Genomic DNA, 25,141 nt, shown 5'->3' with positions numbered 1-25,141 from the left:
TCCCGACAAAGAATGACGATAGCTTTCTTACCACGGGAGATATTTTTTCCACCAACCAGTCTTTTTCTTTTCTTCAGTTGTTTTTTCAAATTCCTCTTTATCGTCGACATGATCCATACAATATTCAGTTGGTTCTGTGCCTTTTGCAAAATACATTTTCACTGAAATTGGACAATTTTTTGTAGCGATTTTCCCGTTTTCAGGGTTAATATCGACTGCAACGACGTCACTTGGTTGTTTAAACTCTTTTTTAGGTTGTCCATCTAAGCCTTTCTCCATCGTATCGGTCCATATTCTTTTCGCATATCCTTGTTCTGCTACATTTGAAATCGATTTAGGCTGATCATACCCAACCCATACACCGGTTACAATTTGCGGGGTAAACCCAATCATCCAACTATCTGTTTCAGTAGAACCAGATTTTCCGGCATAGGTTCTTGATAGTTTAGATAACATCGATTGACCAGTTACAGCAGCATAACTGCTTAGTTTTTTATTAAACATACCCGTCATCATTTCTTCCATCACAAACGCTTTACTCTTATCGAGAATTTGTTTGCTTTCCAAATGAGCATCGTATAATACATTTCCTTCATGATCCATAATGCGGCGAATGAAAATAGGTTTTATTTCTTTTCCACCGTTTGCGAACATGCTATAAGCGTTAACCATTTCAATTGGTTTTACAGGAGATGTACCGAGAGCAAGAGAAGGGACATCCTTTAATGCACTTTTAATTCCGAATTGCTTCGCTGTTTTTGTAAGAATGTCTTCGCCTAAAAATAAATTGGTTTTCACGGCATATACGTTATCAGAGACTGCAAGAGCTTGCGCCATTGTTACAAAATCGTCTGCATAATAATCCTTATAGTTTTTCGGTTTATACTTTGAAACACCGTCACCTAAAGTGAATACAGTGTATTCGCTTTTTAAGCGTGTAGCAGGCGTAAATCCACGTTCTAATGCCGCATAGTATAGGAATGGCTTAAACGTAGATCCAGGCTGGCGAGCGGCTTGTGTAGCTCTGTTAAATTGACTTTTATTATAATCGGTTCCACCAACAAGGGCAGCTACTTCACCTGTTTTTGGATTCATAGAGACGAGAGCAGTTTGTATGTTTGTTGTATCAGGTATGTGATCTTTTACAGCTTGCTCTGCAACCGATTGTAATTTCGGGTCTAGCGTTGTATAAATACGCAAGCCACCTTTTTGTAAGGCTTGCTCATCTAATCCGATATCACGAAGAAGAGAAGCTTGTACAGCATCTTGGAAATAAGGTGCAACTTCTGCTACTTTTTTCGTATCTAATGAGGCGAAGGTTAGTGGCTCCTTTTTCGCTGAAGCTGCTTGTTTCTTCGTAATATAACCTTGCTCTACCATTTCATCTAATATGAGAGATTGTCGTCCTTTAGCACGATCCTCTTTTAAAAAGGGAGAGTAGACACTAGGTCCTTTCGGGATACCTGCGAGCATACTAGCCTCCGCTAATGTTAATTCTTTTGCTGTTTTATCGAAATATAGACGAGACGCAGCTTCGATTCCGTAAGCACCATGCCCGTAATAAATTGTATTTAAATATCCTTCTAAAATATGATTTTTATTATAGTTCACTTCAAGGCGGATTGTGTACATTGCTTCTAATAGTTTACGTTTCCACGTTTTATCATGATCTAAATACAGATTACGAGCGTATTGTTGTGTAATCGTACTAGCACCTTGGACTTTTGCCATCGCTTTTAAATCGGCAACAATGGCACCAGCGATACGCTTCATATCAAAGCCGTGATGTTTGTAGAATCGTTGATCTTCGATAGATAGTGTCGCCTCTTTTACATAAGGAGAAATTTCATTGAGAGATACATTGTAGCGTTTTTGCATTTCATTACTTTGTCCTATAACAGTGTCATCATTAGCGTAAAAGACACTTGTTTGCGGGACAGCAACAGGGGGAGGTCCCATAATTTTTGCAACTATAATAATAACAAAAAAGGAAAAAACGAAAAAAAGAACAGAAGAAAACATTACGGTGAAGAAAAGACGTTTATATTTTTTAAGTTTCGGATTCATAGTTTGATCCATCTTTTTCAGCCCCTCATTCATACAAACATTATTGTATTAGTATTGAGGGTTTTCGGTTATTTTAAACAATGAAATTTCGAAAACAAAAAGCTCCTTCAATTAAGAAAGGAGCTCAAAGGCACGTGTTGGCCAATCGGTAATAATGACGTCTACACCATAATCAATCATAGTTTGTAAATCTTTGTATTCGTTAATTGTATAAGGGCGGAAAACGTAACCTTGTTTTTGCGCTAGTTGAACAAATTCCTTTGTTAGTAGTTGAAAGTTTGGATGTAAACCAGTTGCTTCTCTAGTTTTTGCTTCAGCGATAGGATCAGCAAGTGGTGTATCATATAAAATTGCTCTTGGGATTTCAGGAGCTATTTCTGCTAATAATGAAACAGAGTCATGATTAAATGAAGAGAATACAATTTGATTAGATAGATGATATTCTCGAACGAGAGCAACAGCCTTTTCTTCAATATTTGGATAGTGAATTACGTCTGTTTTTAATTCAATATTGAGTTGTAAGCTTGTTGTAGATAACCAAATAAATACTTCTCGTAACGTCGGAATTTTTGCTTCATGAAAAGAAGGATCTTTATAGCTACCAGCATCTAAAGCTTGTAATTCCGCTACCGTTTTTTCAGAAACAAGTCCTATGCCATTTGTTGTGCGATCTACCGTTTCATCGTGAATTACGACAAGTTCACCATCTTTTGATAGGTGGACATCAAGTTCAATTCCATGGGCCCCAATACGTTCAGCTTCTTGGAAGGCAATCATCGTATTTTCTGGATGTGTTCCTTTTACGCCACGGTGAGCGAAAATAAGTGGTTTATTCATACGGAAATCTCCTTATCGTTTCTTTTCTTTCATTATGAAACTGCTTTTGGAAAAATACAATTGAATAGGATAAACATTTACAAAAGTCTAACAGTTGCATAAAAGTTAACGTTAACGTAAAATGTAATAATTGAGTGAAGGGAGGAATAAACATGTATAAAATTGATGAAGTCACGAAACAAGTTGGTTTAACAAAGCGTACACTTCGTTATTATGAGGAAATTGGTTTAATTCATCCCCCAGAACGTAGTGAGGGGAACATTCGCCTGTATACAGATGAGGATATTGCAAGAATTAAAAGGATTGTAGAAGCGAAAGAAGTGTTAGGAATTACGCTTCAAGAAATGCAACATTTCTTATCGTTAAAAGAAAGAATGGAGAAAAGAAGAAATAGTGAGAACCCTCGTGATCGTGAAGTCATTCAAGAAATTAGAGAGATGCTTGAAAAACAAGTGCAAACGCTAGATGAGAAAATGGAGCAAATGCAGCGTGTGAAGGCGGAACTTGAGGATAGTTTACATCGTGCAGTGACATTTTTAGAGAATACAAAAGGAGAGTAATCAAAATGGAGAGCAAACAAAAACTAGGGAGATTGATTACAGTGGTAGCTACTTTCCTTGCCTTTTCAGGTATAGGGGTAGTCGATCCAATTTTGCCAATTATTGCTGAAAAGATTGGGGCAACGCATTGGCAAGTCGAGATGTTATTTACAGCGTATATTTTAACGATGGCAATTATGATGTTACCAGCTGGTATATTTGCATCAAGATTTGGTGATAAACGAATGATGACAATTGGTCTTGCGATCGTAACTGTATTTGCGTTTATATGTGGTGTATCGCAAACGATTGCTCAATTATCTCTTTTTCGCGCTGGATGGGGATTAGGAAATGCAATGTTCTTCGCAACGGCGATGACATTATTGATTGCATTAAGTAAAGAAGTTCATGAAGCAGTAGGATTATATGAAGCAGCTATCGGTTTAGGAATGGCGGGCGGACCGTTATTAGGCGGTATATTAGGTGGACATTCTTGGCGTTACCCATTTTTCGCAACGAGTATTTTAATTTTCTTAGCATTTATTTTAGTTTTCTTTTTTGTGAAAGAACCAGAGCGAAAAGTGAAACGTAAAGCGGCAGGCGTAGGAGAATTACTTAACCTGGTGAAGTATAAACCATTTATGCAAGGCGCGATTTCAGGAATGTTATACTACTACGGATTTTTCGTTGTGTTAGCATATTCACCACTTATTATGCATTTATCTGCTATTCAATTAGGATTTGTATTTTGTGGATGGGGACTCGCGTTAGCTTACGGTTCTGCAATTTTAGCACATAAGTTAGAAGGGAAATATGAGCCGAAAGCATTGTTGAAAGGCAGTTTACTCGTATTTGCGATTTTCTTGATTGCATTATTCTTCGTGAAAATTATGTGGTTACAAATCGTATTAATCGTCCTATCTGGATTAGCATCAGGAATAAATAATGCATTATTTACAAGCTATGTAATGGATATTTCACCTTATGAAAGATCTGTGACATCAGGTGTTTATAACTTCGTTCGTTGGCTAGGTGGCGCAATTGCTCCAATTTTATCAGGAGTTATCGGGCACACAGTTTCGCCACAAAGTCCATTTTTAGTTGGGGGAATTGTGGTATTAGTTGGTTGTATTATGATTCTAATTCCAATTCGTAAACCAGTAGAAATAGAGACAAAAGCCCTTTCTTAAGAAAGGGTTTTCTTTTTATGTATATGTTAGAACCCTCTGACTAAAATATATTTTCGGTATTTTTGTACTTTTAACTATACATTTTGGATGTTTTGTTTTATTTTTGTTAGGGGACATTAATGATGTCCCTATTATAAATTTGCATTGAAAGGCGTGATTGTACGATGGAACTATGGTTCACTGAAAAACAAACAAAACATTTTGGGATTACGGCGCGTATTAACCGCACATTACATACGGAGCAAACAGAATTCCAAAAACTTGATATGGTTGAAACGGAAGAGTTCGGAAACATGCTTATTTTAGACGGCATGGTTATGACAACAGAAAAAGATGAGTTCGTTTATCATGAAATGGTAGCGCACGTACCTTTATTTACACATCCAAACCCTGAAAACGTATTAGTTGTAGGTGGTGGCGATGGTGGTGTTATTCGTGAAGTGTTAAAACACCCAAGCGTAAAGAAAGCAACTCTTGTTGAAATTGACGGAAAAGTAATTGAGTACTCTAAACAATACTTACCATCAATTGCAGGCGCATTAGATAATGAGCGTGTAGAAGTAAAAGTAGGAGACGGTTTCTTACACATTGCAGAAAGCGAAAATGAATATGACGTAATTATGGTAGATTCTACTGAGCCAGTAGGCCCAGCAGTAAACCTATTTACAAAAGGCTTCTACGCTGGAATTTCAAAAGCATTAAAAGAAGACGGTATTTTCGTTGCACAAACGGACAACCCTTGGTTCACACCAGAACTAATTACGACTGTGTTTAAAGACGTAAAAGAGATCTTCCCAATTACTCGTTTATACACAGCGAATATTCCAACTTACCCAAGTGGTCTTTGGACATTCACAATTGGATCTAAAAAACATGATCCATTAGAAGTAAGTGAAGATCGTTTCCACGAAATCGAAACGAAATACTACACAAAAGAATTACACAATGCAGCATTCGCATTACCGAAATTTGTTGGCGATCTAATTAAGTAAGAGGATCGTATGGAACAAATAAAGTGTAAGTAGCTCATTTAAGGTGTTTGTCTAGAAGACTTGAACATGCTAGCTATTTACACTTCTGTAAAGAAAATCGTCTTCTTATTGTAAAAAAGAAGACACCGGTAAATCGAGAAAGAGGAGCAGCTCGCTCCAAATTTGAGAAATAATGAAAGGTTGGGATACCTTAAGTTCCACATAAGGAGGAAAAGAATATGCGTTTTGATGAAGCTTATTCAGGTAAAGTATTTATTAAAAGTCATCCAAGTTTTGAAGAGTCGAAGGTAGTTATTTACGGGATGCCTATGGATTGGACAGTAAGTTACCGTCCAGGATCTCGCTTTGGCCCTGCACGTATTCGTGAAGTATCAATCGGTCTTGAAGAATATAGCCCATATTTAGATCGTGAACTAGAAGAGGTAAAATATTTTGATGCGGGTGATATCCCATTACCATTCGGAAACGCACAACGCAGCATAGATATGATTGAAGAATATGTATCAAAACTTTTAGATGCCGATAAGTTTCCGCTAGGTCTCGGCGGTGAGCACTTAGTGTCTTGGCCAATTTTTAAGGCAATGGCAAAAAAATATCCGGATTTAGCGATCATCCATATGGATGCTCATACTGATTTACGTGAATCGTATGAAGGGGAGCCTTTATCTCACTCTACACCAATTCGTAAAGTGTGCGATTTAATTGGTCCGGAAAACGTATATTCTTTCGGTATTCGTTCTGGAATGAAGGAAGAATTCGAATGGGCAAAAGAAGTAGGTATGAACTTATATAAATTTGACGTATTAGAACCGTTAAAAGAAGTATTACCGAAACTTGCAGGACGCCCAGTCTATGTCACAATTGACATTGACGTATTAGACCCAGCTCATGCTCCTGGAACAGGAACATTAGAAGCTGGAGGTATCACATCTAAAGAATTATTAGATTCCATCGTGGCAATTGCAAATTCAAATATAAATGTAGTTGGAGCAGACTTAGTAGAAGTAGCTCCTGTCTACGACCATAGTGATCAAACGCCAGTCGCAGCAAGCAAATTCGTGCGGGAAATGCTGCTCGGTTGGGTGAAATAAAAGTAAAGCCGACTGTTTAGACCTGGTGACTAAGGTTCTTTCCTGCAAAAGGTGCTTTTTACCTTTTGGCAGGGAAGGTTCTTAGACGCAAAGGTCTAGGAGGCGTAACTGGATAGAATAAAAGCGGAATCGGCTTGCTCAGAATGTGAGGGGGATGGAGCTTCAGACATAGAGGCGTTTTTTGCCTCGAAGGAAGAAGCGAAGCCACCGATCATTCTAGCCGCTCTAGCTGGATAAAGTAAGAGCCTCCTATATGATTAGGGGGCCCTTACTTTATCGTTATGTGTTGGTAAGTCGATATGTCTTGTTGAATCGTCGATATAATTTCATTTACCATCACACAACACAAAAAAGAGTTATCCTCAAACGATGAGAATAACTCTTTTTCTTATGCTACTTTCTCTTCCGAAGTAATGCCACGAATTTCATCAGCAGAACGAATTGGATATTTACGGAACACGATTGATCCGATGTATCCAACAATCGTGGTAACGATTCCACATAATACAGCAGCAATCGTTACTTTTACAACGTCATTAAACCCGAATAAGACAAGAAGTCCTGGGATTGGTGATGCTGTTCCTGGTGCATTATTAACGAGCTGGAAAAGAGATGTAATAATACCAGCAAGCGCACCGCCAACGAAGTTTGTCGCATAAATTGGAATTGGATTTGCTGAAACAACATCCGCTTGTGTTAAAGGCTCGATTGCTACAGCGATTGTGTCTTTCTTTGAGCAAATTTTTAATCGCTTAAAGAAAATAAAGTTCATTGGGGCTGAGGCTGCTACGGCAAGACTACCAATCGCCATTGGTAAACCTGTTAATCCAAGCATTGCAGTTAGTGCCATAGAACTTAATGGAGAGGTAGAAATAACTGTGATTAATCCACCAAGCATAATGCCCATAATGATAGGACTTTCTGTAGTTGCAACTGAAATCATAGAGCCGATTTTACCGAGCGTTGCGTTCACGAGCGGATCCATAAGCATTGCCATTCCTCGTGAGATTGGTGCAGCAATAAATAAAATTGCTAAAAACTCTACACCAGCTGGTAATTTCTTTTCGAGAAATTTCACGACGAAAGCACAAACGTATCCAGCGAAAAATCCTGGTAAAATACCGAATCCACTAGTAGCGATACCGATTAAAACAGCATATACAGGTGAAACACCGATTGCTAGTGCGACTAAAATTGCTGCTGCGACACCGCTCATACTACCAGAAGCTTCTCCTACTGATTGTAGAAAGTCATTATGAAACATTTCTCCACCGATATAACGGTGAAATGCTTCAATAAGAAAACTTGCGATTGCTGCATTAGCTAAAGCACCCATTGCTTTCATGCCGTAAGGAGCACGGTAACTAAAAAGTGTAAATAGACAAAGTACAACAAGTAATAGTGCTAAACCTTGCAAGATAGCCATTTGAAAACTGTCTCCTTTGATTTTTATAATAAAAATTTGTATCATTCAATAATAATATAAATTTTCATGAAACGGAAAAAATTTTTATTGGGAAATTGCTATAAGGTGAAAATGCCTTACAATAATGTAAGGAAAGTGTAAGGTGTTTAGATAGAGTATAGTATGGCATTTTTCGTATAATACAAGTATAGATATATGACTAGGGAAAAAGAAGTGCAAACAGGAGGCGCATGTATGAAATTGGTAATTAAAGTTTTAGTTGTATTCGCCATTATTCTAGGTGGAACAGCGTATTATTTGAACACAAAAACAGAAGGTGTACATGCTTTTGTAGACAACTTCTTTTCAAATAAAGAAATACAAGATTATTATGCGGTTATAGATAAAGGTGAGAAAAAAGACGGAGAATACTTATATACTTTTAAAGGGTATACAGAAGACGGAAAGTTACAAGTTGTGAAAAGAATGATGAACCGTGAATTGCATACAGGGGCGTTTATAAAAATTTATGCAAAAGGTATGCAAGGAAAAGGATGGGCTGAAATCCCGAAAGAATCAATTCCGCAAAAAGCATTGGAAAAAATAGAAAAACCATAAAAGGAGCGACTTATTCGCTCCTTTTTTAGTGTGTCAAAATAGTGATAGATGTCTTTTCTTTGTTAGAAATGATTTTTGCACGTCCACCAATTGGGAAAGTGAAAATTGGGGTTGTATGCCCGAAACTTGCGTTTGCAATGATAGGGATATGTGCAAGTTCAGGCTTTGATGTAATCATTTCTTGAATGTCTTCTATCGCGCATTCTGCACCTTTTTGCATCTTTCCTATAACGATGCCTTTTACGTACTCAAAATCTTGTTGCTGCATAAGGGAATGTAAATAACGATCAAAGGTTTTAAGAGTAGCTTTTCCAGTTAAGCTATCCTCCTCAAGAAATAAAATTTTATCCTTTAAATTTGGCATATATGGTGTACCTTGCAGTAAATTCAATGTGCTCATATTACCACCGATAATTTCTCCAGTTGCTTCGCCCTCATGAATTGCAACATATCCATCATTTTTAATAAATTCTCGGTTTTCTTGATCTACATACCAAGAATCATCACTCCACGTTTCAGATGGCAAGACTTCAATAGGTTCAATAGAAGTTAAGCATTTTAAAAAGTAATCAGTCGTATACTCGAGCCCTTTCTCCATTCCAAAAGAAGAAAAGTGGGGTCCTGAATATGTAACGAGTCCAGTTTTTGTGTAAATTGCATTATTTAATGCGGTGATATCGGAATAGCCACAGAAAAATTTAGGGTTTTCGCGAATTAAATCGTAATCGAGATGTTTTAATAAGCCGTTAGAGTTGTATCCGCCAAGTGTTGTTAAAATGGCTTTTACATTTGGGTCTCTAAATGCTTCGTGAAGGTCTTGAACGCGTGAAGAAATAGAGGAAGAAGCAAATCGATCTATCTCATCAGCATATGTTGAGAATGTGACTTGAAAACCCATGTCGGTTAATCTTTTTATAGCAAGTTCTTGGTTCGGAGTTGAGACAATACTTAAACTACAAGATGGTGAAATAACTCTAATTTCATCACCTTTTTTCAATTTTGTTGGTAGCACTTAACTCACCTCTTTAAATGAAAGAATATTTAGATTTAAAAAATATTTTATCATATGAAATAAAGTGAAAGTGAATTATTTTTTGAAATGGAGTTTTCCTGATTTTTCAGCAGACAGACAGCGTCTTTTTTTGATATGATAGGAAAAGTGATTTATTATAAGTAGTATTTAATATCTATAACATTTGAAAGGTGTGCAAGACGTGGAGAAACAACTTGCAGGCTTGCCGGTACACGTTCATTTCGTAACAGAAATCCGTGAAGGGGCGAGGAAGGAAACCGTTGCTTTTGAAGCAAATGGTCAATACTATGTAAAAGGTCAAGGTACATATGTAACATTCCAAGAGCCGAACGAACAGGGCGAAGTGAAAACAATTATTAAAATTCAAGATGAACAAGTTCTCATTATGCGTTCAGGTGCTGTTTCAATGCGTCAAACGCATGTGAAAGGTGAATGGACAACTGGTACGTACACGAGTGAACTTGGTACGTTTGCATTGCAAACGAAAACTGATAACGTTCTTTTTAAATGGTCGGATGAAAAGAAAAAAGGACAACTTTTCTTAACGTACGCATTGCTTCTAAGTGAACAAGAAGCTGGCAGATATACAATTACACTTAATTTGAAGGAGGCAAAATAATGAATTCTTTAGAACAAGTAAAAGGATTAATTAAAGAAGAAATTCAAGCTGCTGTATTAAAGGCAGAATTAGCGACAGAAGAACAGATTCCAAACGTTGTATTAGAATCTCCAAAAGATAAAACAAATGGTGACTTCTCTACAAATATGGCAATGCAACTTGCACGCGTTGCGAAAAAAGCACCTCGTATGATTGCAGAAGAATTAGTTGCAAACTTCGATAAAGCAAAAGCTTCTATTGAAAAAATTGAAATCGCAGGTCCTGGTTTCATTAACTTCTACATGGATAATAGCTACTTAACAGACTTAATTCCAACAATCGTTAACGCTGGCGAAGCTTACGGTGAAACGAATACTGGTAAAGGTGAAAAAGTACAAGTTGAGTTCGTATCTGCGAATCCAACAGGTGACCTTCACTTAGGACATGCACGTGGTGCAGCAGTAGGTGACACTCTATGTAACCTATTAGCAAAAGCAGGGTACGATGTATCTCGTGAGTACTACATTAATGACGCTGGTAACCAAATTCATAACTTAGCTCTTTCTGTTGAAGCTCGTTACATGCAAGCTTTAGGCCTAGAGAAAGAAATGCCAGAAGACGGATACCATGGTGCGGATATCATTGGAATCGGTAAACGTTTAGCTGAAGAGTTTGGCGATCGTTATGCGAAAGCTGATGAAAAGGAAAGCTATGAATTCTACCGTGAGTACGGTTTAAAATATGAGTTAGCAAAACTTCAAAAAGACTTAGAAAGCTTCCGTGTTAAATTTGATGTGTGGTTCTCAGAAACATCATTATACAAAAACGGAAAAATCGATCAAGCTCTTGCTGTATTAAAAGAGCGTGAAGAAATCTTTGAAGAAGACGGCGCAACTTGGTTCCGTTCAATGACTTACGGCGATGACAAAAACCGTGTATTAATTAAAAACGATGGTTCTTACACATACTTAACGCCAGATATCGCGTATCACCGTGATAAATTAGAGCGTGGTTTCGATAAGTTAATTAACATTTGGGGTGCTGACCACCATGGTTACATTCCTCGTATGAAAGCTGCTATTCAAGCGCTAGGTTACGATAAAGATACGCTTGAAGTAGAAATCATCCAAATGGTACAACTATACCAAAACGGTGAGAAAATGAAGATGAGTAAGCGTACTGGTAAAGCAGTTACACTTCGTGAGCTTATGGAAGAAGTAGGCGTGGACGCAATGCGTTACTTCTTCGCAATGCGTAGTGGTGATTCTCATTTAGACTTCGATATGGACTTAGCTGTATCAAAATCTAATGAAAACCCAGTATACTATGCACAATACGCTCATGCTCGCGTATGCAGTATCCTTCGCCAAGGTGAAGAATTAGGATTAGCTACAGGCGGAGACGTGAACTACAAACTTGTTACTTCTGAGAAAGAAGTAGAGTTACTGAAAAAACTTGGTGAATTCCCAGCAGTAGTTGCGGATGCAGCACAAAAACGTCTACCACACCGCATTACAAACTATGCATTTGAATTAGCAGCGGCATTACACAGCTTCTACAATGCAGAAAAAGTATTAAACCAAGATAACTTAGAATTAAGTAAAGCTCGCTATGAGTTAATGAAAGCAGTACGCACTACACTTCAAAACGCATTAGCAATCGTAGGAGTATCTGCACCAGAAAAAATGTAATTAAGAAAAGCGGAAGCGGCTCGTTTAGAATAGGAGGGGGATGGAGCTCCTGACAGAGAGGCGTACTTTGCCTCGGAGGAAGGCGCGAAGCCACCGAGTATTCTAGCCGCTGGAGCTGGACAATAAAGAAAAGCGAAGCCGATTTTTCGCTTTCAGTAAAAGGCAATCACACGATGTTGTGATTGCCTTTTTGTATGGAAATAATAAAAAAATAAAATTTTATCAAACAAAAGGAGAATTTGCATCGTCTTATATAAATGACAGGAGGTTTCAGATGGAAGAAAAGGTAGAAGAATTAATTGATATATATAAGCAGCAAATATTTTCCTTATGCTATAAGTTAGCGAAGACGAAAGAAGACGCGGAAGATATTTTTCAAGAGACGTGGATAAAAGTTTTTTCATCGCAGCACCAACTTTCTTACGTGGAGAATTATAAAAAGTGGATTACTACAATTTGTGTTCGTACGTTTTATGATTTTTATCGCAAAAAGAAAAGATGGAAAGATCGTGTATTGGATTTATTTCATAAAGAAGATGGCGGAGAAATAGAGCATGCAGATGATGTGAATATATCAGAAGAATTTATTCAAAAAGTCGAAGCAGAAATGATACGAGAAGTTATACAGTTATTAAATGAAAAATATAAAACAGTGCTCGTACTCTACTACTATGAACAATATTCTTACAAAGAAATGAGTGAAATATTAAATATACCAATTGGCACGGTGAAATACCGCCTTAATTATGCGAAGAAGCAAATGCGAGAACATTTGGAGGGGTTCGTTTATGAAGGAAGATAAATTTGATCAAAAGATAAAAAGTAGTTTAGCAGGAGAGATGATTCCTAGCGAAGAGCTGATAAATAATACGAAGAAGGGCGTGCGAAATGCTCGGAAATTAGAGAAGAGATGGGTTATTTTCATTCATGCTATTTGGATGATTGTATTAACAGCCACCCTAGGGCAGTTTGTTAGTCATTTGGAACATAAAATATCTGTCATTATAACGATAGTTATTATGATGCACCTATACATTCCAATATATGTTGTCATACAGTCATTTTTAAAGAAGGAGTATAAATCACATGATAGAGTTCAATAATCCATTTGTAGTATTTGAGATAGCTGGGATTACAATGTTTTTGGCTTCTATAGCACTTTTAGTATGTGTAGCATCATGGGTGTATACAGATGCGAAAACGCGTGGAATAAGTAAGTGGTGGAGTGTTATAGCGATTGTATTGCCATTTTTTATTGGAGTTTTGTTATATATGATACGAAGAAGTAACAAGAAAATAGAAGGAGAGCATACAATGAAGGTTATGAAAAAACAAAAGATAACATTAGTTGTCATATTTGCAAGTGCGATGTTTGTATTACTGAGTGGCTTTGCTTTTCTTCAAACGTTAGATGATATGTGGAGAGCTGGTGATATATATTTAGAAAATGAGAAGCAAGGGGAGACAAGTTACGAGGTGAAATTCTCATCATGGGATATTGCTGGAAAAGATATTGAACTTGAGTATGCAAAAGATACAGAAGTAACATTTTCTTATGAGACAGATGCAAAACGTGGGAATTTATGCTTTAGCTTGTATGAAAGGCAAGGAGAAGGTATAAGAGAGTTAAAAGAGATCTGTGAATCGAAAACAGGTACTTTTAAAGCTACATTAAAAGCGAATGAAAAGTATGTATTTAATATAAGTGGTTTAATGGTGAAAGATGGTTTTGTAAAAGTGAATTGGGAAACAAAATAAAGGGCCTTGAGAAAGGCCCTTTATTTTATCGGATTGTATACGTAACCGAAAAGCTAACAGGACTATAGTAAACGTAAGGTGCATGAAATTGAACATACATATTTCCATCTGTTTTTGCAGTAAAAATTCGGCCGTAACCATCAGAATAACGTCCAATAAGGTTATGATTTGAGTCATAAACACTGTAACTAGGAGTTTTGCTGTTAGGATGAATTGTTAATTCTTGTCCTTTTTGAAGGAAAATAGGTTCTTGTTCAGAACTACCTCCAGTTTGCAAAGAATAAAATTTTGTAAAGCTTTGTTCTTGAGTAGCGGCAGAAGCCTTTATTTCAGGAATAAACGCGGTAGCACCAGTAATTCCTGCTAAAGTTAATGCACCTGCTAAAATCATTTTTTTCATAGTAGAAAAAGCCTCCTTATTAGTTGTAATCATTTTTGTTACAGTTAATATTGTATACGATAATGAGCAGGAGAAAATATGCTTTTATACATATATATTTTTCTCAATAAAATATCACCACTTTAAAGTAGGTGATTTTTGCTATAACTAATTGTTTTTCTTTTGGACTGACAAAAGAAGACGGATAAAGACTTTATTATATATTTTCTTTATTTTAATTAATTTGTATTGAGAAATAGAAAAGTGAAACCTGAATTATTTGCATATTTTTAATGAGGATATAGATGTTATTACTTTTAAAAGAAAGGTGGCTTTTTCTGAAAAAAATAAACATGTAATGTTGTGTAAATTAAGGAGAATGATATGAGGATGGTCAACCTTAGCCAGAATATAATATGTAAAATAGGATAATCGGTTAACCTAAAATAATGAAGTAAAAATAGGGAACAACAATTAACTATTGATTTTTGGTAACAATTCTAGAATAATAGACTATGGAAAAAATTTGTTGTTTTTTGGGGGAATTACAAAAAAGGTACATCTGTATTATTTATTGACGAAATGCTACTAGGGAATGTTGTAATTGCTTTAAATTATGTTATTACAATCAAGGTAAGTGTACTTAAAATTATAATCTATCTAACAACTAAGTAGGTAATCCTCAAAACTTCTTATTTATTCAAGGAGCCAGGGATTTGGTGCTAATCAACTTGATTTTTTAGATTCAATAAAAATAATGAGGAGATATACACCTCTTATTTTTGGTTTAACATCATTTATATATATATTAATACATAAATGTATATAAGTATATATAAATGTTTTATTATCCGTAAAGAAATTAAAAATTTTTAGCGGATAGATGATATGTAGGTTTATTTTAATTTTTTGACATAGCTTTAGAATCAGATACATCAAGAGAAACCCTTTTTCACGACACCTATTTATATACTCCAAAAATGAAAAGACTGATTCTCGTATTTCTGCAAAATTCACATGAAATCAGTTGAAAATCACAATCATTTTTATTTACCCCAAACTTGTTCCGCTTTATTCAGATTTGGAGACTATTTCTTTTATCTTCATAGACAAACAATACTTCGTCCGTAATATTTTAACTCGCTCCACATTTATAAGCTTTTTTGTTGATATGCTTAATTAGACTATAATCCTTAATTTTCGTTGTTTTTTCAGAACGATAAGTATGGGAGTTGATAGGATGCATATTTGCTGTGAAGTAGTTAGTCTATGTTTGCCCGCACTAAAGTCTTTTACACACATAATAATTATTTTATAATCCCTAAGGCACAAAAGAAGAATGGTTGTCATGTATTACGTTATCTGTAACCTATATGTATTTATTATTTAAACTTCGTTATCAAAGTTTATCTATATTCCTATTAAAAATATAGGTCAAAAGTACATAATTGTAGGCATGTTGAAAATGTTAGATGGACTTATAAAAAATCGAGTTTCAAGTTGTTAAGTAGTAGTGAAGGAGGGAAGAAATCATAGTAGCTATTCAAAATACGCAGGTGAAATAGTTGGATAACAGAATTTTCGTTATAACATGTTTGTGCCAGAAACTATTTATATTTCAAATTATGAGGAGGCTAACATAGAGTATGTATTTAAAGAGAATAACTTCGATTTTTTCGATTATAATGATTTTTATGTTTACTATAGGTCAAAGTCTTTTACCTATAGTAGCAAATGCACAAGAATTAAATACATTAGGACTTGTGGATAGTTTTAAGATTGATAAAACAGACCTTTATGTCGGACAACGGACTAAAGTAACTGTAAACTTTAGTGAAAAAGATGGCCTTAAGCTGAAGCCTGGAGACACACTAACATTAACACTGCCTCCAGAATTAAAAGGATTAGATAAAGAGTTTCCATTAGATGACTATGGTACTTGTAAAGTCACTGGAGGTACTGTGGTATGTACGTTTAACGATAAAGTGAGTACACATCAAAATATTAAAGGGTATTTAAACTTTTTCGTGGAAGCTGCTAATGTAGGGACGGATGAAAAGAAAGAGATTGAAACCAATTTCGGTACAAATGTAGATAAGCAGTCTGTAACAATTACCGGCCCAAGCGGTGGAGGGGGTACAGATCCTGGAAAGCCACCGTTTTTTTATAAAACTGGTGATATGAACTCGGGTAAGGACGATGAAGTACGTTGGTTCTTGAATATAAACTTAGCTAAAGAAGAGCTAAGTCGTGATATTGTCGTGACTGATAATTTACAAGAAGGTCAAACACTTAATAAGGATAGTTTCTATATAAGTATAGATGATAATCTAGGTCGTCGATCTTTAACGCTACAAGAGTTTGAACAGCAAGGTTACGGAAAGATTACTTTTACTGGAGACAGATCATTTAAAGTTGTGCTTAATAAGGATAAAGCACGTCTTGCTGCCTTTACGATTGGTTATACATCCACTATAACGGAAGCCGGGAAGAAGCAAGATTTCTTTAAGAATGATTATACGATTGATTACCAAGTTTTAAACGGAGAACCAGTTACTGAATCGGGTACTCATCCAGTCGAAAATATGACAGCTGGCGGTGGTGCTGAAGGTAACGTGACTCCAAGAGGAACACTAAAAATTGTGAAGCATATTGAAGGGGATGAAGAAAAAGTAATCCCAAATGTTTCGTTTAAGTTATATAAAGAGTCTAATGAACAAGTTGGAGATGTATATACAACAGATGAAAAAGGGATAATTGAAATCCCTAATTTACAACCAGGTAAATATTATGTGCAAGAAGTTTCGGCTCCAGACTATGTTGATTTCGATCCTCAAGCAAAAATAATTTTTGAAGTTAAATCAGATGCTGTAAATGGAGTTAAGTTGCCAATTCCAAATAAAGTGAAAACTACATCTATTGCAGGGACGAAGACGTGGAAAGGCGATAACGAGAAAGACCGTCCAAGTTCAATCAAAGTAGAGTTACTACAAAATGAGAAAGTAGTAGACACGAAAGAAGTAACAGCGGCAGATGGTTGGAAGTACAAATTTGACAACCTACCAGCATATGATGCAAATGGAGTAGCATACAAGTATGAAGTAAAAGAACAACCGATAGATGGATACACAACAGAAGTAAATGGTTATGACATTACAAATACAAAAGTGGTACAAACAACTAAGGTAGAAGGAACAAAAACATGGAAGGACGGAAATGCGCAAAGTCGTCCAACGATGATTAAAGTAGACTTACTACAAAATGGTACAGTGATTGCGACGCAAGAAGTAAGCGAAGCAACAGGCTGGAAATATGAATTTAAAGATTTGGCAATAAACGATGTAGCCGGAAAAGCATATAAGTATGAAGTGAAAGAACAACCGGTAGATGGATATGAATCCAAAGTAAATGGTTATGACATCACGAATACAAAAGTAGGCAAGACATCAGTTGCAGGAACGAAGACGTGGAAAGGTGGCACAGAGGAAGAGCGTAAAGCCATCAAAGTAGACCTACTACAAAACGGTACAGTGATTGCGACACAAGAAGTAAGCAAAGAAACAGGTTGGAAGTATGAATTTAAAGATTTAGTAGCGTTCGATGAAAATGGAAAAGCATACAAGTATGAAGTGAAGGAACAACCGGTAGATGGATATGAATCAAAAGTGAATGGTTATGACATCACGAATACAAAAGTAGGCGAAACGAAAGTAGAAGGAACGAAAACATGGAACGACGATAACGCAAAAGATCGTCCGGAAATGATCAAAGTAGATCTTTTACAAAACGGTAAAGTAGTGGATACAAAAGATGTAACAGTGGCAACAAATTGGAAGTATACGTTTGAAAAACTCCAAGCATACGATGCAAACGGAGCAGCGTACAAGTATACAGTGAAAGAACAGGCAGTACCAGGATATGAATCCAAAGTAAATGGTACTGACATCACAAATACAAAAGTAGGCGAAACGAAAGTAGAAGGAACGAAAACATGGAACGACGATAACGCGAAAGATCGTCCGGAAATGATCAAAGTAGATCTTTTACAAAACGGTAAAGTAGTAGACACAAAAGAAGTAACAGCGGCAACAGAATGGAAGTACACATTTGAAAAGCTCCGAGCATACGATGCAAACGGAGTGGCATACAAGTATGAAGTGAAAGAACAAGCAGTACCAGGATATGAATCTAAAGTAAGTGGTACTGACATCACAAATACAAAAGTAGGCAAAACAAAAGTAGAAGGAACGAAGACATGGAACGACGGAAATGCAACAGACCGTCCGACGATGATCAAAGTAGACTTACTACAAAACGGGAATGTGATTCAAACACACGACGTACTAGCAGTAATGGGTTGGAAATATATATTCGCAGATTTAGCAGCGTATGATGCGGAAGGAAAGCCTTACGAGTATGAAGTGAAAGAACAAGCAGTACCAGGATATGAATCCAAAGTAAGTGGTACTGACATCATAAATACAAAAGTAGGTCAAACAAAAGTAGAAGGAACGAAGACATGGAAAGATGATAACGCAACAGATCGTCCGGAAATGATTAAATGGTACAGTGATTGCGACGCAAGAGGTAAACAAAGCAACAGACTGGAAATACGAATTCAAAGATTTAGAAGCGTATGATGAAAATGGAGTAGCGTATAAGTATGAAGTGAAGGAACAAGCGGTGGCAGGATATGAATCCAAAGTAAATGGTACTGACATCACAAATACAAAAGTAGGCAAAACAAAAGTAGAAGGAAAGAAAACATGGAAAGACGATAACGCGAAAGATCGTCCGGAAATGATTAAGGTAGACCTTTTACAAAATGGTACAGTGATTGCGATGCAAGAAGTAAGCAAAGCAACAGGCTGGAAATACGAATTCAAAGATTTAGCAGCGTATGATGCAGAAGGAAAGGCATACAAGTATGAAGTGAAAGAGCAAACAGTACCAGGATATGAATCCCAAGTAAGTGGTACTGACATCACAAATACAAAAGTAGGCAAAACAAAAGTAGAAGGAACGAAGACATGGAACGATGGAAATGCAACAGACCGTCCGACGATGATTAAAGTAGACTTACTACAAAACGGGAACGTGATTCAAACACACGACGTACTAGCAGTAATGGGTTGGAAATATATATTCGCGGATCTAGAAGCATATGATGCGGAAGGAAAGGCTTACGAGTATACAGTAAAAGAACAGCCAGTACCAGGATATGAATCCAAAGTAAGTGGTACTGATATCACAAATACAAAAGTAGGTCAAACAAAAGTAGAAGGAACGAAGACATGGAAAGATGATAACGCAACAGATCGTCCGGAAATGATTAAAGTAGATCTTTTACAAAATGGTACAGTGATTGCGACGCAAGAAGTAAGCAAAGCAACAGGTTGGAAATATGAATTTAAAGATTTAGCAGCGTATGATGTAAACGGAGTAGCTTATAAGTATGAAGTGAAGGAACAACCGGTAGCAGGATATGAATCCAAAGTAAGAGGTTATGACATCACAAATACAAAAGTAGGCGAAACAAAGGTAGAAGGAACGAAAACGTGGAACGATAACAATGCAACAGATCGTCCAAGCACAATCAAAGTAGACTTACTACAAAACGATAGAGTAATTGACACGAAAGAAGTAAGTAAAGCAACAGAATGGAAGTACACATTTGAAAAGCTCCAAGCATACGATGCAAACGGAGTGGCATACAAGTATGAAGTGAAGGAACAGCCAGTAGCAGGATATGAATCTAAAGTAAGTGGTACTGATATCACAAATACAAAAGTAGGGCAAACAAAAGTAGAAGGAACAAAGACATGGAAAGACGATAACGCGAAAGATCGTCCGGAAATGATTAAAGTAGACCTTTACAAAATGGTACAGTGATTGCGACGCAAGAAGTAAGCAAAGCAACAGGTTGGAAATATGAATTTAAAGATTTAGCAGCGTATGATGTAAACGGAGTAGCTTATAAGTATGAAGTGAAGGAACAACCGGTAGCAGGATATGAATCCAAAGTAAGAGGTTATGACATCACAAATACAAAAGTAGGCGAAACAAAGGTAGAAGGAACGAAAACGTGGAACGATAACAATGCAACAGATCGTCCAAGCACAATCAAAGTAGACTTACTACAAAACGATAGAGTAATTGACACGAAAGAAGTAAGTAAAGCAACAGAATGGAAGTACACATTTGAAAAGCTCCAAGCATACGATGCAAACGGAGTGGCATACAAGTATGAAGTGAAGGAACAGCCAGTAGCAGGATATGAATCTAAAGTAAGTGGTACTGATATCACAAATACAAAAGTAGGGCAAACAAAAGTAGAAGGAACAAAGACATGGAAAGACGATAACGCGGAAGATCGTCCGGAAATGATTAAAGTAGACCTTTTACAAAATGGTACAGTGATTGCGACGCAAGAGGTAAACAAAGCAACAGACTGGAAATACGAATTCAAAGATTTAGAAGCGTATGATGAAAATGGAGTAGCGTATAAGTATGAAGTGAAGGAACAAGCGGTGGCAGGATATGAATCCAAAGTAAATGGTACTGACATCACAAATACAAAAGTAGGCGAAACGAAAGTAGAAGGAACGAAAACATGGAACGACGATAACGCGAAAGATCGTCCGGAAATGATCAAAGTAGATCTTTTACAAAACGGTAAAGTAGTAGACACAAAAGAAGTAACAGCGGCAACAGAATGGAAGTACACATTTGAAAAGCTCCGAGCATACGATGCAAACGGAGTGGCATACAAGTATGAAGTGAAAGAACAAGCAGTACCAGGATATGAATCTAAAGTAAGTGGTACTGACATCACAAATACAAAAGTAGGCAAAACAAAAGTAGAAGGAACGAAGACATGGAACGACGGAAATGCAACAGACCGTCCGACGATGATCAAAGTAGACTTACTACAAAACGGGAATGTGATTCAAACACACGACGTACTAGCAGTAATGGGTTGGAAATATATATTCGCAGATTTAGCAGCGTATGATGCGGAAGGAAAGCCTTACGAGTATGAAGTGAAAGAACAAGCAGTACCAGGATATGAATCCAAAGTAAGTGGTACTGACATCATAAATACAAAAGTAGGTCAAACAAAAGTAGAAGGAACGAAGACATGGAAAGATGATAACGCAACAGATCGTCCGGAAATGATTAAAATAGACCTTTTACAAAATGGTACAGTGATTGCGACGCAAGAAGTAAGCAAAGCAACAGATTGGAAATATGAATTCAAAGATTTGGCAGCGTATGATGTAAACGGAGTAGCGTATAAGTATGAAGTGAAGGAACAACCGATAGCAGGATATAAATCCAAAGTGAACGGTTATGACATCACAAATACAAAAGTAGGCGAAACGAAAGTAGAAGGAACAAAGACATGGAACGATAACAATGCAACAGATCGTCCAAGCTCGATTAAAGTAGACTTACTACAAAACGGTAAAGTAATTGACACGAAAGAAGTAAGTAAAGCAACAAATTGGAAGTACACGTTTGAAAAGCTCCAAGCATATGATGCAAACGGAGTGGCATACAAGTATGAAGTGAAAGAACAGCCAGTAGCAGGATATGAATCTAAAGTAAGTGGTACTGATATCACAAATACAAAAGTAGGTCAAACAAAAGTAGAAGGAACAAAGACATGGAAAGACGATAACGCGGAAGATCGTCCGGAAATGATTAAAGTAGACCTTTTACAAAATGGTACAGTGATTGCGACGCAAGAGGTAAACAAAGCAACAGACTGGAAATACGAATTCAAAGATTTAGAAGCGTATGATGAAAATGGAGTAGCGTATAAGTATGAAGTGAAGGAACAAGCGGTGGCAGGATATGAATCCAAAGTAAATGGTACTGACATCACAAATACAAAAGTAGGCGAAACAAAAGTAGAAGGAACGAAAACATGGAAAGACGATAACGCAACAGATCGTCCGGAAATGATTAAAGTAGACCTTTTACAAAATGGTAAAGTAGTAGATACAAAAGAAGTAACAGTAGAAACAAACTGGAAGTATACGTTTGAAAAGCTCCAAGCATACGATGAAAATGGAGTAGCGTACAAGTATGAAGTGAAGGAACAACCGGTAGCAGGATATGAATCCAAAGTAAGTGGTACTGATATCACGAATACAAAAGTAGCGAAATTGACAGTAGAAGGAACAAAAACGTGGAACGATAACCAAGCAACAGATCGTCCAAGCTCGATTAAAGTAGACCTTTTACAAAATGGTAAAGTAATAGATACAAAAGAAGTAACAGCGGCAACAAACTGGAAATATGCATTCGCGGATTTAGAAGCATATGATGAAAATGGAGTAGCGTACAAGTATGAAGTGAAGGAACAGCCGGTAACGGGATACGAATCTGACGTACACGGTTATGACATCACAAATACAAAAGTAGGCGAAACAAAAGTAGAAGGAACGAAGACATGGAACGATAACCAAGCAACAGATCGTCCAACAATGATCAAAGTAGACCTTTTACAAGATGGTAAAGTAGTAGATACAAAAGAAGTAACAGCAGAAACAAATTGGAAGTACACGTTTGAAAAGCTCCAAGCTTACGATGCAAAAGGTAAGGCATATAAGTATGAAGTGAAAGAACAGCCAGTAGCTGGATATGAATCCAAAGTAAAAGGTTATGACATCACGAATACAAAAGTAGGCGAAACGAAAGTAGAAGGAACAAAAACGTGGAACGATAACAATGCAACAGATCGTCCAAGCTCGATTAAAGTAGACTTACTACAAAACGGTAAAGTAGTAGATACAAAAGAAGTAACAGCAGAAACAAACTGGAAGTACACGTTTGAAAAGCTCCAAGCTTACGATGCAGAAGGTAAGGCATACAAGTACGAAGTGAAGGAACAGCAAGTACCAGGATATGAATCAAAGGTAAATGGTACTGACATCACAAATACAAAAGTAGGCAAAACAAAAGTAGAAGGAAAGAAAACATGGAAAGACGATAACGCGAAAGATCGTCCGGAAATGATTAAGGTAGACCTTTTACAAAATGGTACAGTGATTGCGATGCAAGAAGTAAGCAAAGCAACAGGCTGGAAATACGAATTCAAAGATTTAGCAGCGTATGATGCAGAAGGAAAGGCATACAAGTATGAAGTGAAAGAGCAAACAGTACCAGGATATGAATCCCAAGTAAGTGGTACTGACATCACAAATACAAAAGTAGGCGAAACAAAAGTAGAAGGAACAAAAACGTGGAACGATAATAACGCAACAGATCGTCCGGAAATGATCAAAGTAGATCTTTTACAAAACGGTAAAGTAGTAGATACAAAAGAAGTAACAGGGGCAACAGAATGGAAGTACACGTTTGAAAAACTCCAAGCTTACGATGCAGAAGGAAAGGCATACAAGTATGAAGTGAAAGAACAAGCAGTTGAAGGATATAAATCCAAAGTAAACGGTTATGACATCACAAATACAAAAGTAGGCGAAACGAAAGTAGAAGGAACAAAGACATGGAACGATAACAATGCAACAGATCGTCCAAGCTCGATTAAAGTAGACTTACTACAAAACGGTAAAGTAATTGACACGAAAGAAGTAAGTAAAGCAACAAATTGGAAGTACACGTTTGAAAAACTCCAAGCATACGATACAAACGGAGTAGCGTACAAGTATGAAGTGAAAGAACAGGCAGTACCAGGATATGAATCAAAAGTAAATGGTACTGACATCACGAATACAAAAATAGGCGAAACAAAAGTAGAAGGAACGAAAACGTGGAACGATGATAACGCAACAGATCGTCCGGAAATGATTAAAGTAGACCTTTTACAAAATGGTACAGTGATTGCGACGCAAGAAGTAAGCAAAGCAACAGAATGGAAATATGAATTTAAAGATTTAGCAGCGTATGATGCAAACGGAGTAGCGTACAAGTATGAAGTGAAGGAACAACCAGTAGCAGGATATGAATCCGAAGTAAATGGTACTGACATCACAAATACAAAAGTAGGCGAAACAAAGGTAGAAGGAACGAAGACGTGGAACGATAACAATGCAACAGATCGTCCAAGTTCAATTAAAGTAGATTTACTACAAAACGGTAAAGTAGTAGACACAAAAGAAGTAACAGCAGAAACAAACTGGAAGTACACGTTTGAAAAGCTCCAAGCATATGATGCAAACGGAGTAGCGTACAAGTATGAAGTGAAGGAACAACCGGTAGACGGATACAAATCCGAAGTAAACGGTTATGACATCACGAATACAAAAGTAGGCGAAACAAAAGTAGAAGGAACAAAAACGTGGAACGATAACAATGCAACAGATCGTCCAAGTTCGATTAAAGTAGACTTACTACAAAACGGTAAAGTAGTAGACACAAAAGAAGTAACAGCAAAAACAAACTGGAAGTACACGTTTGAAAAGCTCCAAGCATACGATGAAAATGGAGTAGCGTACAAGTATGAAGTGAAGGAACAACCAGTAGCTGGGTATGAATCCAAAGTAAAAGGTTATGACATCACAAATACAAAAATCAAGGACGAGCCAAATGTAGATCCGAAAGATCCAAGCACAGATCCGAAAGATCCAAAAGATCCAAGTACAGATCCGAAAAATCCAAACACAAATACAGGCAACAATAGCGATTCAAAAGTTCCACCTACTACAGAAAATGATAAGCCAACATTACTTCCTAACACAGGTGGAACATCAGCAGGAATGAGTTCAATTCTTGGAGGTATGGTATTGTTCCTTTTAGGTGGAATCCTACTCGCTCGTCAGCGAATTAAATAATAAAAAAGCTTTAGATTATTGATTACACTGTAATCTGAGTAGCTGACAAATTAAAAAATTACTATTGATATTGCTCCCTTTAGGTAAGTATTCAAAAACACTTCACAATAAGGTGAAGGGAAGAATGCAACCTGAAGGGTT

16 protein-coding genes and 1 pseudogene are annotated in these 25,141 nt (G+C 36.8%); 12 read left to right on the top strand and 5 right to left on the bottom strand.

Features of this window, described 5'->3' with window-relative positions; translation table 11 throughout:
• Positions 1–27: 27 nt before the first annotated feature.
• The gene (locus tag ATN06_RS27235; RefSeq protein ID WP_060632995.1) at positions 28–2,079 is read right to left on the bottom strand and encodes a transglycosylase domain-containing protein; all 2,052 of its coding nucleotides are present in this window, start codon (positions 2,077–2,079) and stop codon (positions 28–30) included.
• Positions 2,080–2,178: 99 nt separating this feature from the next.
• Entirely contained in the window at positions 2,179–2,904 is a 726-nt protein-coding gene (locus ATN06_RS27230; RefSeq protein ID WP_060632994.1) for a glycerophosphodiester phosphodiesterase, read from the bottom strand.
• A 152-nt stretch (positions 2,905–3,056) separates the two neighbouring features.
• On the opposite strand from ATN06_RS27230, the gene ATN06_RS27225 reads away from it, so the two are divergent.
• The 4 genes from ATN06_RS27225 to speB all read left to right on the top strand — a co-directional run bounded on the left by ATN06_RS27225 (position 3,057) and on the right by speB (position 6,716).
• The gene (locus ATN06_RS27225) at positions 3,057–3,464 is read left to right on the top strand and encodes a MerR family transcriptional regulator (protein ID WP_060632993.1); all 408 of its coding nucleotides are present in this window, start codon (positions 3,057–3,059) and stop codon (positions 3,462–3,464) included.
• A gap of 5 nt (positions 3,465–3,469) precedes the next feature.
• On the top strand, positions 3,470–4,633 hold the full coding sequence (locus ATN06_RS27220; RefSeq protein WP_060632992.1) for an MFS transporter: 1,164 nt from the start codon (positions 3,470–3,472) through the stop codon (positions 4,631–4,633).
• Positions 4,634–4,797: 164 nt separating this feature from the next.
• Positions 4,798–5,625 carry a polyamine aminopropyltransferase gene (speE, locus tag ATN06_RS27215; protein WP_060632991.1) on the top strand — a complete coding sequence of 276 codons (828 nt, stop codon included), beginning with the start codon at positions 4,798–4,800 and terminating at the stop codon, positions 5,623–5,625.
• Positions 5,626–5,843: 218 nt separating this feature from the next.
• A complete protein-coding gene (gene speB / locus ATN06_RS27210; RefSeq protein ID WP_060632990.1) occupies positions 5,844–6,716 on the top strand; it encodes an agmatinase in 873 nt (290 codons plus the stop codon).
• 388 nt (positions 6,717–7,104) lie between these two features.
• Here the strand turns inward: speB and ATN06_RS27205 are convergent, their stop codons facing one another.
• Positions 7,105–8,142 (bottom strand): PTS sugar transporter subunit IIC, encoded by a 1,038-nt coding sequence (locus ATN06_RS27205; RefSeq protein WP_000996323.1) that lies wholly within the window; start codon positions 8,140–8,142, stop codon positions 7,105–7,107.
• A gap of 234 nt (positions 8,143–8,376) precedes the next feature.
• Between ATN06_RS27205 and ATN06_RS27200 the strand changes: the two genes are divergently transcribed.
• The gene (locus ATN06_RS27200; RefSeq protein WP_000779938.1) at positions 8,377–8,739 is read left to right on the top strand and encodes a YxeA family protein; all 363 of its coding nucleotides are present in this window, start codon (positions 8,377–8,379) and stop codon (positions 8,737–8,739) included.
• Positions 8,740–8,764: 25 nt separating this feature from the next.
• On the opposite strand, the gene ATN06_RS27195 is transcribed toward ATN06_RS27200, so the two are convergent.
• Entirely contained in the window at positions 8,765–9,751 is a 987-nt protein-coding gene (locus tag ATN06_RS27195; protein ID WP_060632989.1) for a S66 family peptidase, read from the bottom strand.
• A 202-nt stretch (positions 9,752–9,953) separates the two neighbouring features.
• On the opposite strand from ATN06_RS27195, the gene ATN06_RS27190 reads away from it, so the two are divergent.
• The 5 genes from ATN06_RS27190 to ATN06_RS27170 all read left to right on the top strand — a co-directional run bounded on the left by ATN06_RS27190 (position 9,954) and on the right by ATN06_RS27170 (position 13,819).
• Positions 9,954–10,391: a YwiB family protein gene (locus ATN06_RS27190; protein WP_000414868.1), complete on the top strand. Its 438-nt coding sequence runs from the start codon at positions 9,954–9,956 to the stop codon at positions 10,389–10,391.
• Positions 10,391–12,061: an arginine--tRNA ligase gene (gene argS, locus ATN06_RS27185; RefSeq protein ID WP_060632988.1), complete on the top strand. Its 1,671-nt coding sequence runs from the start codon at positions 10,391–10,393 to the stop codon at positions 12,059–12,061. Before ATN06_RS27190 ends, argS begins: the two co-directional genes overlap by 1 nt.
• Positions 12,062–12,335: 274 nt before the next feature.
• Complete coding sequence (locus tag ATN06_RS27180) at positions 12,336–12,863, top strand: RNA polymerase sigma factor (RefSeq protein WP_060632987.1); 528 nt, start codon at positions 12,336–12,338, stop codon at positions 12,861–12,863.
• Positions 12,850–13,164, top strand: coding sequence for a hypothetical protein (locus tag ATN06_RS27175; protein ID WP_060632986.1), 315 nt, complete (start codon positions 12,850–12,852; stop codon positions 13,162–13,164). Before ATN06_RS27180 ends, ATN06_RS27175 begins: the two co-directional genes overlap by 14 nt.
• The gene (locus ATN06_RS27170) at positions 13,148–13,819 is read left to right on the top strand and encodes a hypothetical protein (protein WP_060632985.1); all 672 of its coding nucleotides are present in this window, start codon (positions 13,148–13,150) and stop codon (positions 13,817–13,819) included. The genes ATN06_RS27175 and ATN06_RS27170 overlap by 17 nt, the downstream gene beginning before the upstream one ends.
• A gap of 25 nt (positions 13,820–13,844) precedes the next feature.
• On the opposite strand, the gene ATN06_RS27165 is transcribed toward ATN06_RS27170, so the two are convergent.
• Complete coding sequence (locus ATN06_RS27165) at positions 13,845–14,219, bottom strand: hypothetical protein (RefSeq protein WP_060632984.1); 375 nt, start codon at positions 14,217–14,219, stop codon at positions 13,845–13,847.
• A gap of 1,625 nt (positions 14,220–15,844) precedes the next feature.
• On the opposite strand from ATN06_RS27165, the pseudogene ATN06_RS27155 reads away from it, so the two are divergent.
• Together ATN06_RS27155 and ATN06_RS29085 are read left to right on the top strand one after the other, a co-directional pair.
• Positions 15,845–20,045: pseudogene (locus ATN06_RS27155) on the top strand (Cna B-type domain-containing protein); the annotation flags it as partial.
• A gap of 41 nt (positions 20,046–20,086) precedes the next feature.
• Positions 20,087–25,000, top strand: a complete 4,914-nt coding sequence (locus tag ATN06_RS29085) for a Cna B-type domain-containing protein (protein WP_234415818.1) — start codon at positions 20,087–20,089, stop codon at positions 24,998–25,000.
• The last annotated feature ends 141 nt before the right edge of the window (positions 25,001–25,141 follow it).

It is taken from the genome of Bacillus thuringiensis, from assembly GCF_001455345.1.
GTDB lineage: Bacteria > Bacillota > Bacilli > Bacillales > Bacillaceae_G > Bacillus_A > Bacillus_A thuringiensis_N.
This window is presented reverse-complemented; position numbering and strand designations above follow the sequence as displayed.

What these genes read in the sequence shown, in the direction of transcription:
- ATN06_RS27235 (WP_060632995.1), bottom strand. Translation starts at nt 2,079, where the DNA reads ATGGATCAAACTATGAATCCGAAACTTAAAAAATATAAACGTCTTTTC.
- ATN06_RS27230 (WP_060632994.1), bottom strand. Translation starts at nt 2,904, where the DNA reads ATGAATAAACCACTTATTTTCGCTCACCGTGGCGTAAAAGGAACACAT.
- ATN06_RS27225 (WP_060632993.1), top strand. Translation starts at nt 3,057, where the DNA reads ATGTATAAAATTGATGAAGTCACGAAACAAGTTGGTTTAACAAAGCGT.
- ATN06_RS27220 (WP_060632992.1), top strand. Translation starts at nt 3,470, where the DNA reads ATGGAGAGCAAACAAAAACTAGGGAGATTGATTACAGTGGTAGCTACT.
- speE (WP_060632991.1), top strand. Translation starts at nt 4,798, where the DNA reads ATGGAACTATGGTTCACTGAAAAACAAACAAAACATTTTGGGATTACG.
- speB (WP_060632990.1), top strand. Translation starts at nt 5,844, where the DNA reads ATGCGTTTTGATGAAGCTTATTCAGGTAAAGTATTTATTAAAAGTCAT.
- ATN06_RS27205 (WP_000996323.1), bottom strand. Translation starts at nt 8,142, where the DNA reads ATGGCTATCTTGCAAGGTTTAGCACTATTACTTGTTGTACTTTGTCTA.
- ATN06_RS27200 (WP_000779938.1), top strand. Translation starts at nt 8,377, where the DNA reads ATGAAATTGGTAATTAAAGTTTTAGTTGTATTCGCCATTATTCTAGGT.
- argS (WP_060632988.1), top strand. Translation starts at nt 10,391, where the DNA reads ATGAATTCTTTAGAACAAGTAAAAGGATTAATTAAAGAAGAAATTCAA.
- ATN06_RS27180 (WP_060632987.1), top strand. Translation starts at nt 12,336, where the DNA reads ATGGAAGAAAAGGTAGAAGAATTAATTGATATATATAAGCAGCAAATA.
- ATN06_RS27175 (WP_060632986.1), top strand. Translation starts at nt 12,850, where the DNA reads ATGAAGGAAGATAAATTTGATCAAAAGATAAAAAGTAGTTTAGCAGGA.
- ATN06_RS27170 (WP_060632985.1), top strand. Translation starts at nt 13,148, where the DNA reads ATGATAGAGTTCAATAATCCATTTGTAGTATTTGAGATAGCTGGGATT.
- ATN06_RS27165 (WP_060632984.1), bottom strand. Translation starts at nt 14,219, where the DNA reads ATGAAAAAAATGATTTTAGCAGGTGCATTAACTTTAGCAGGAATTACT.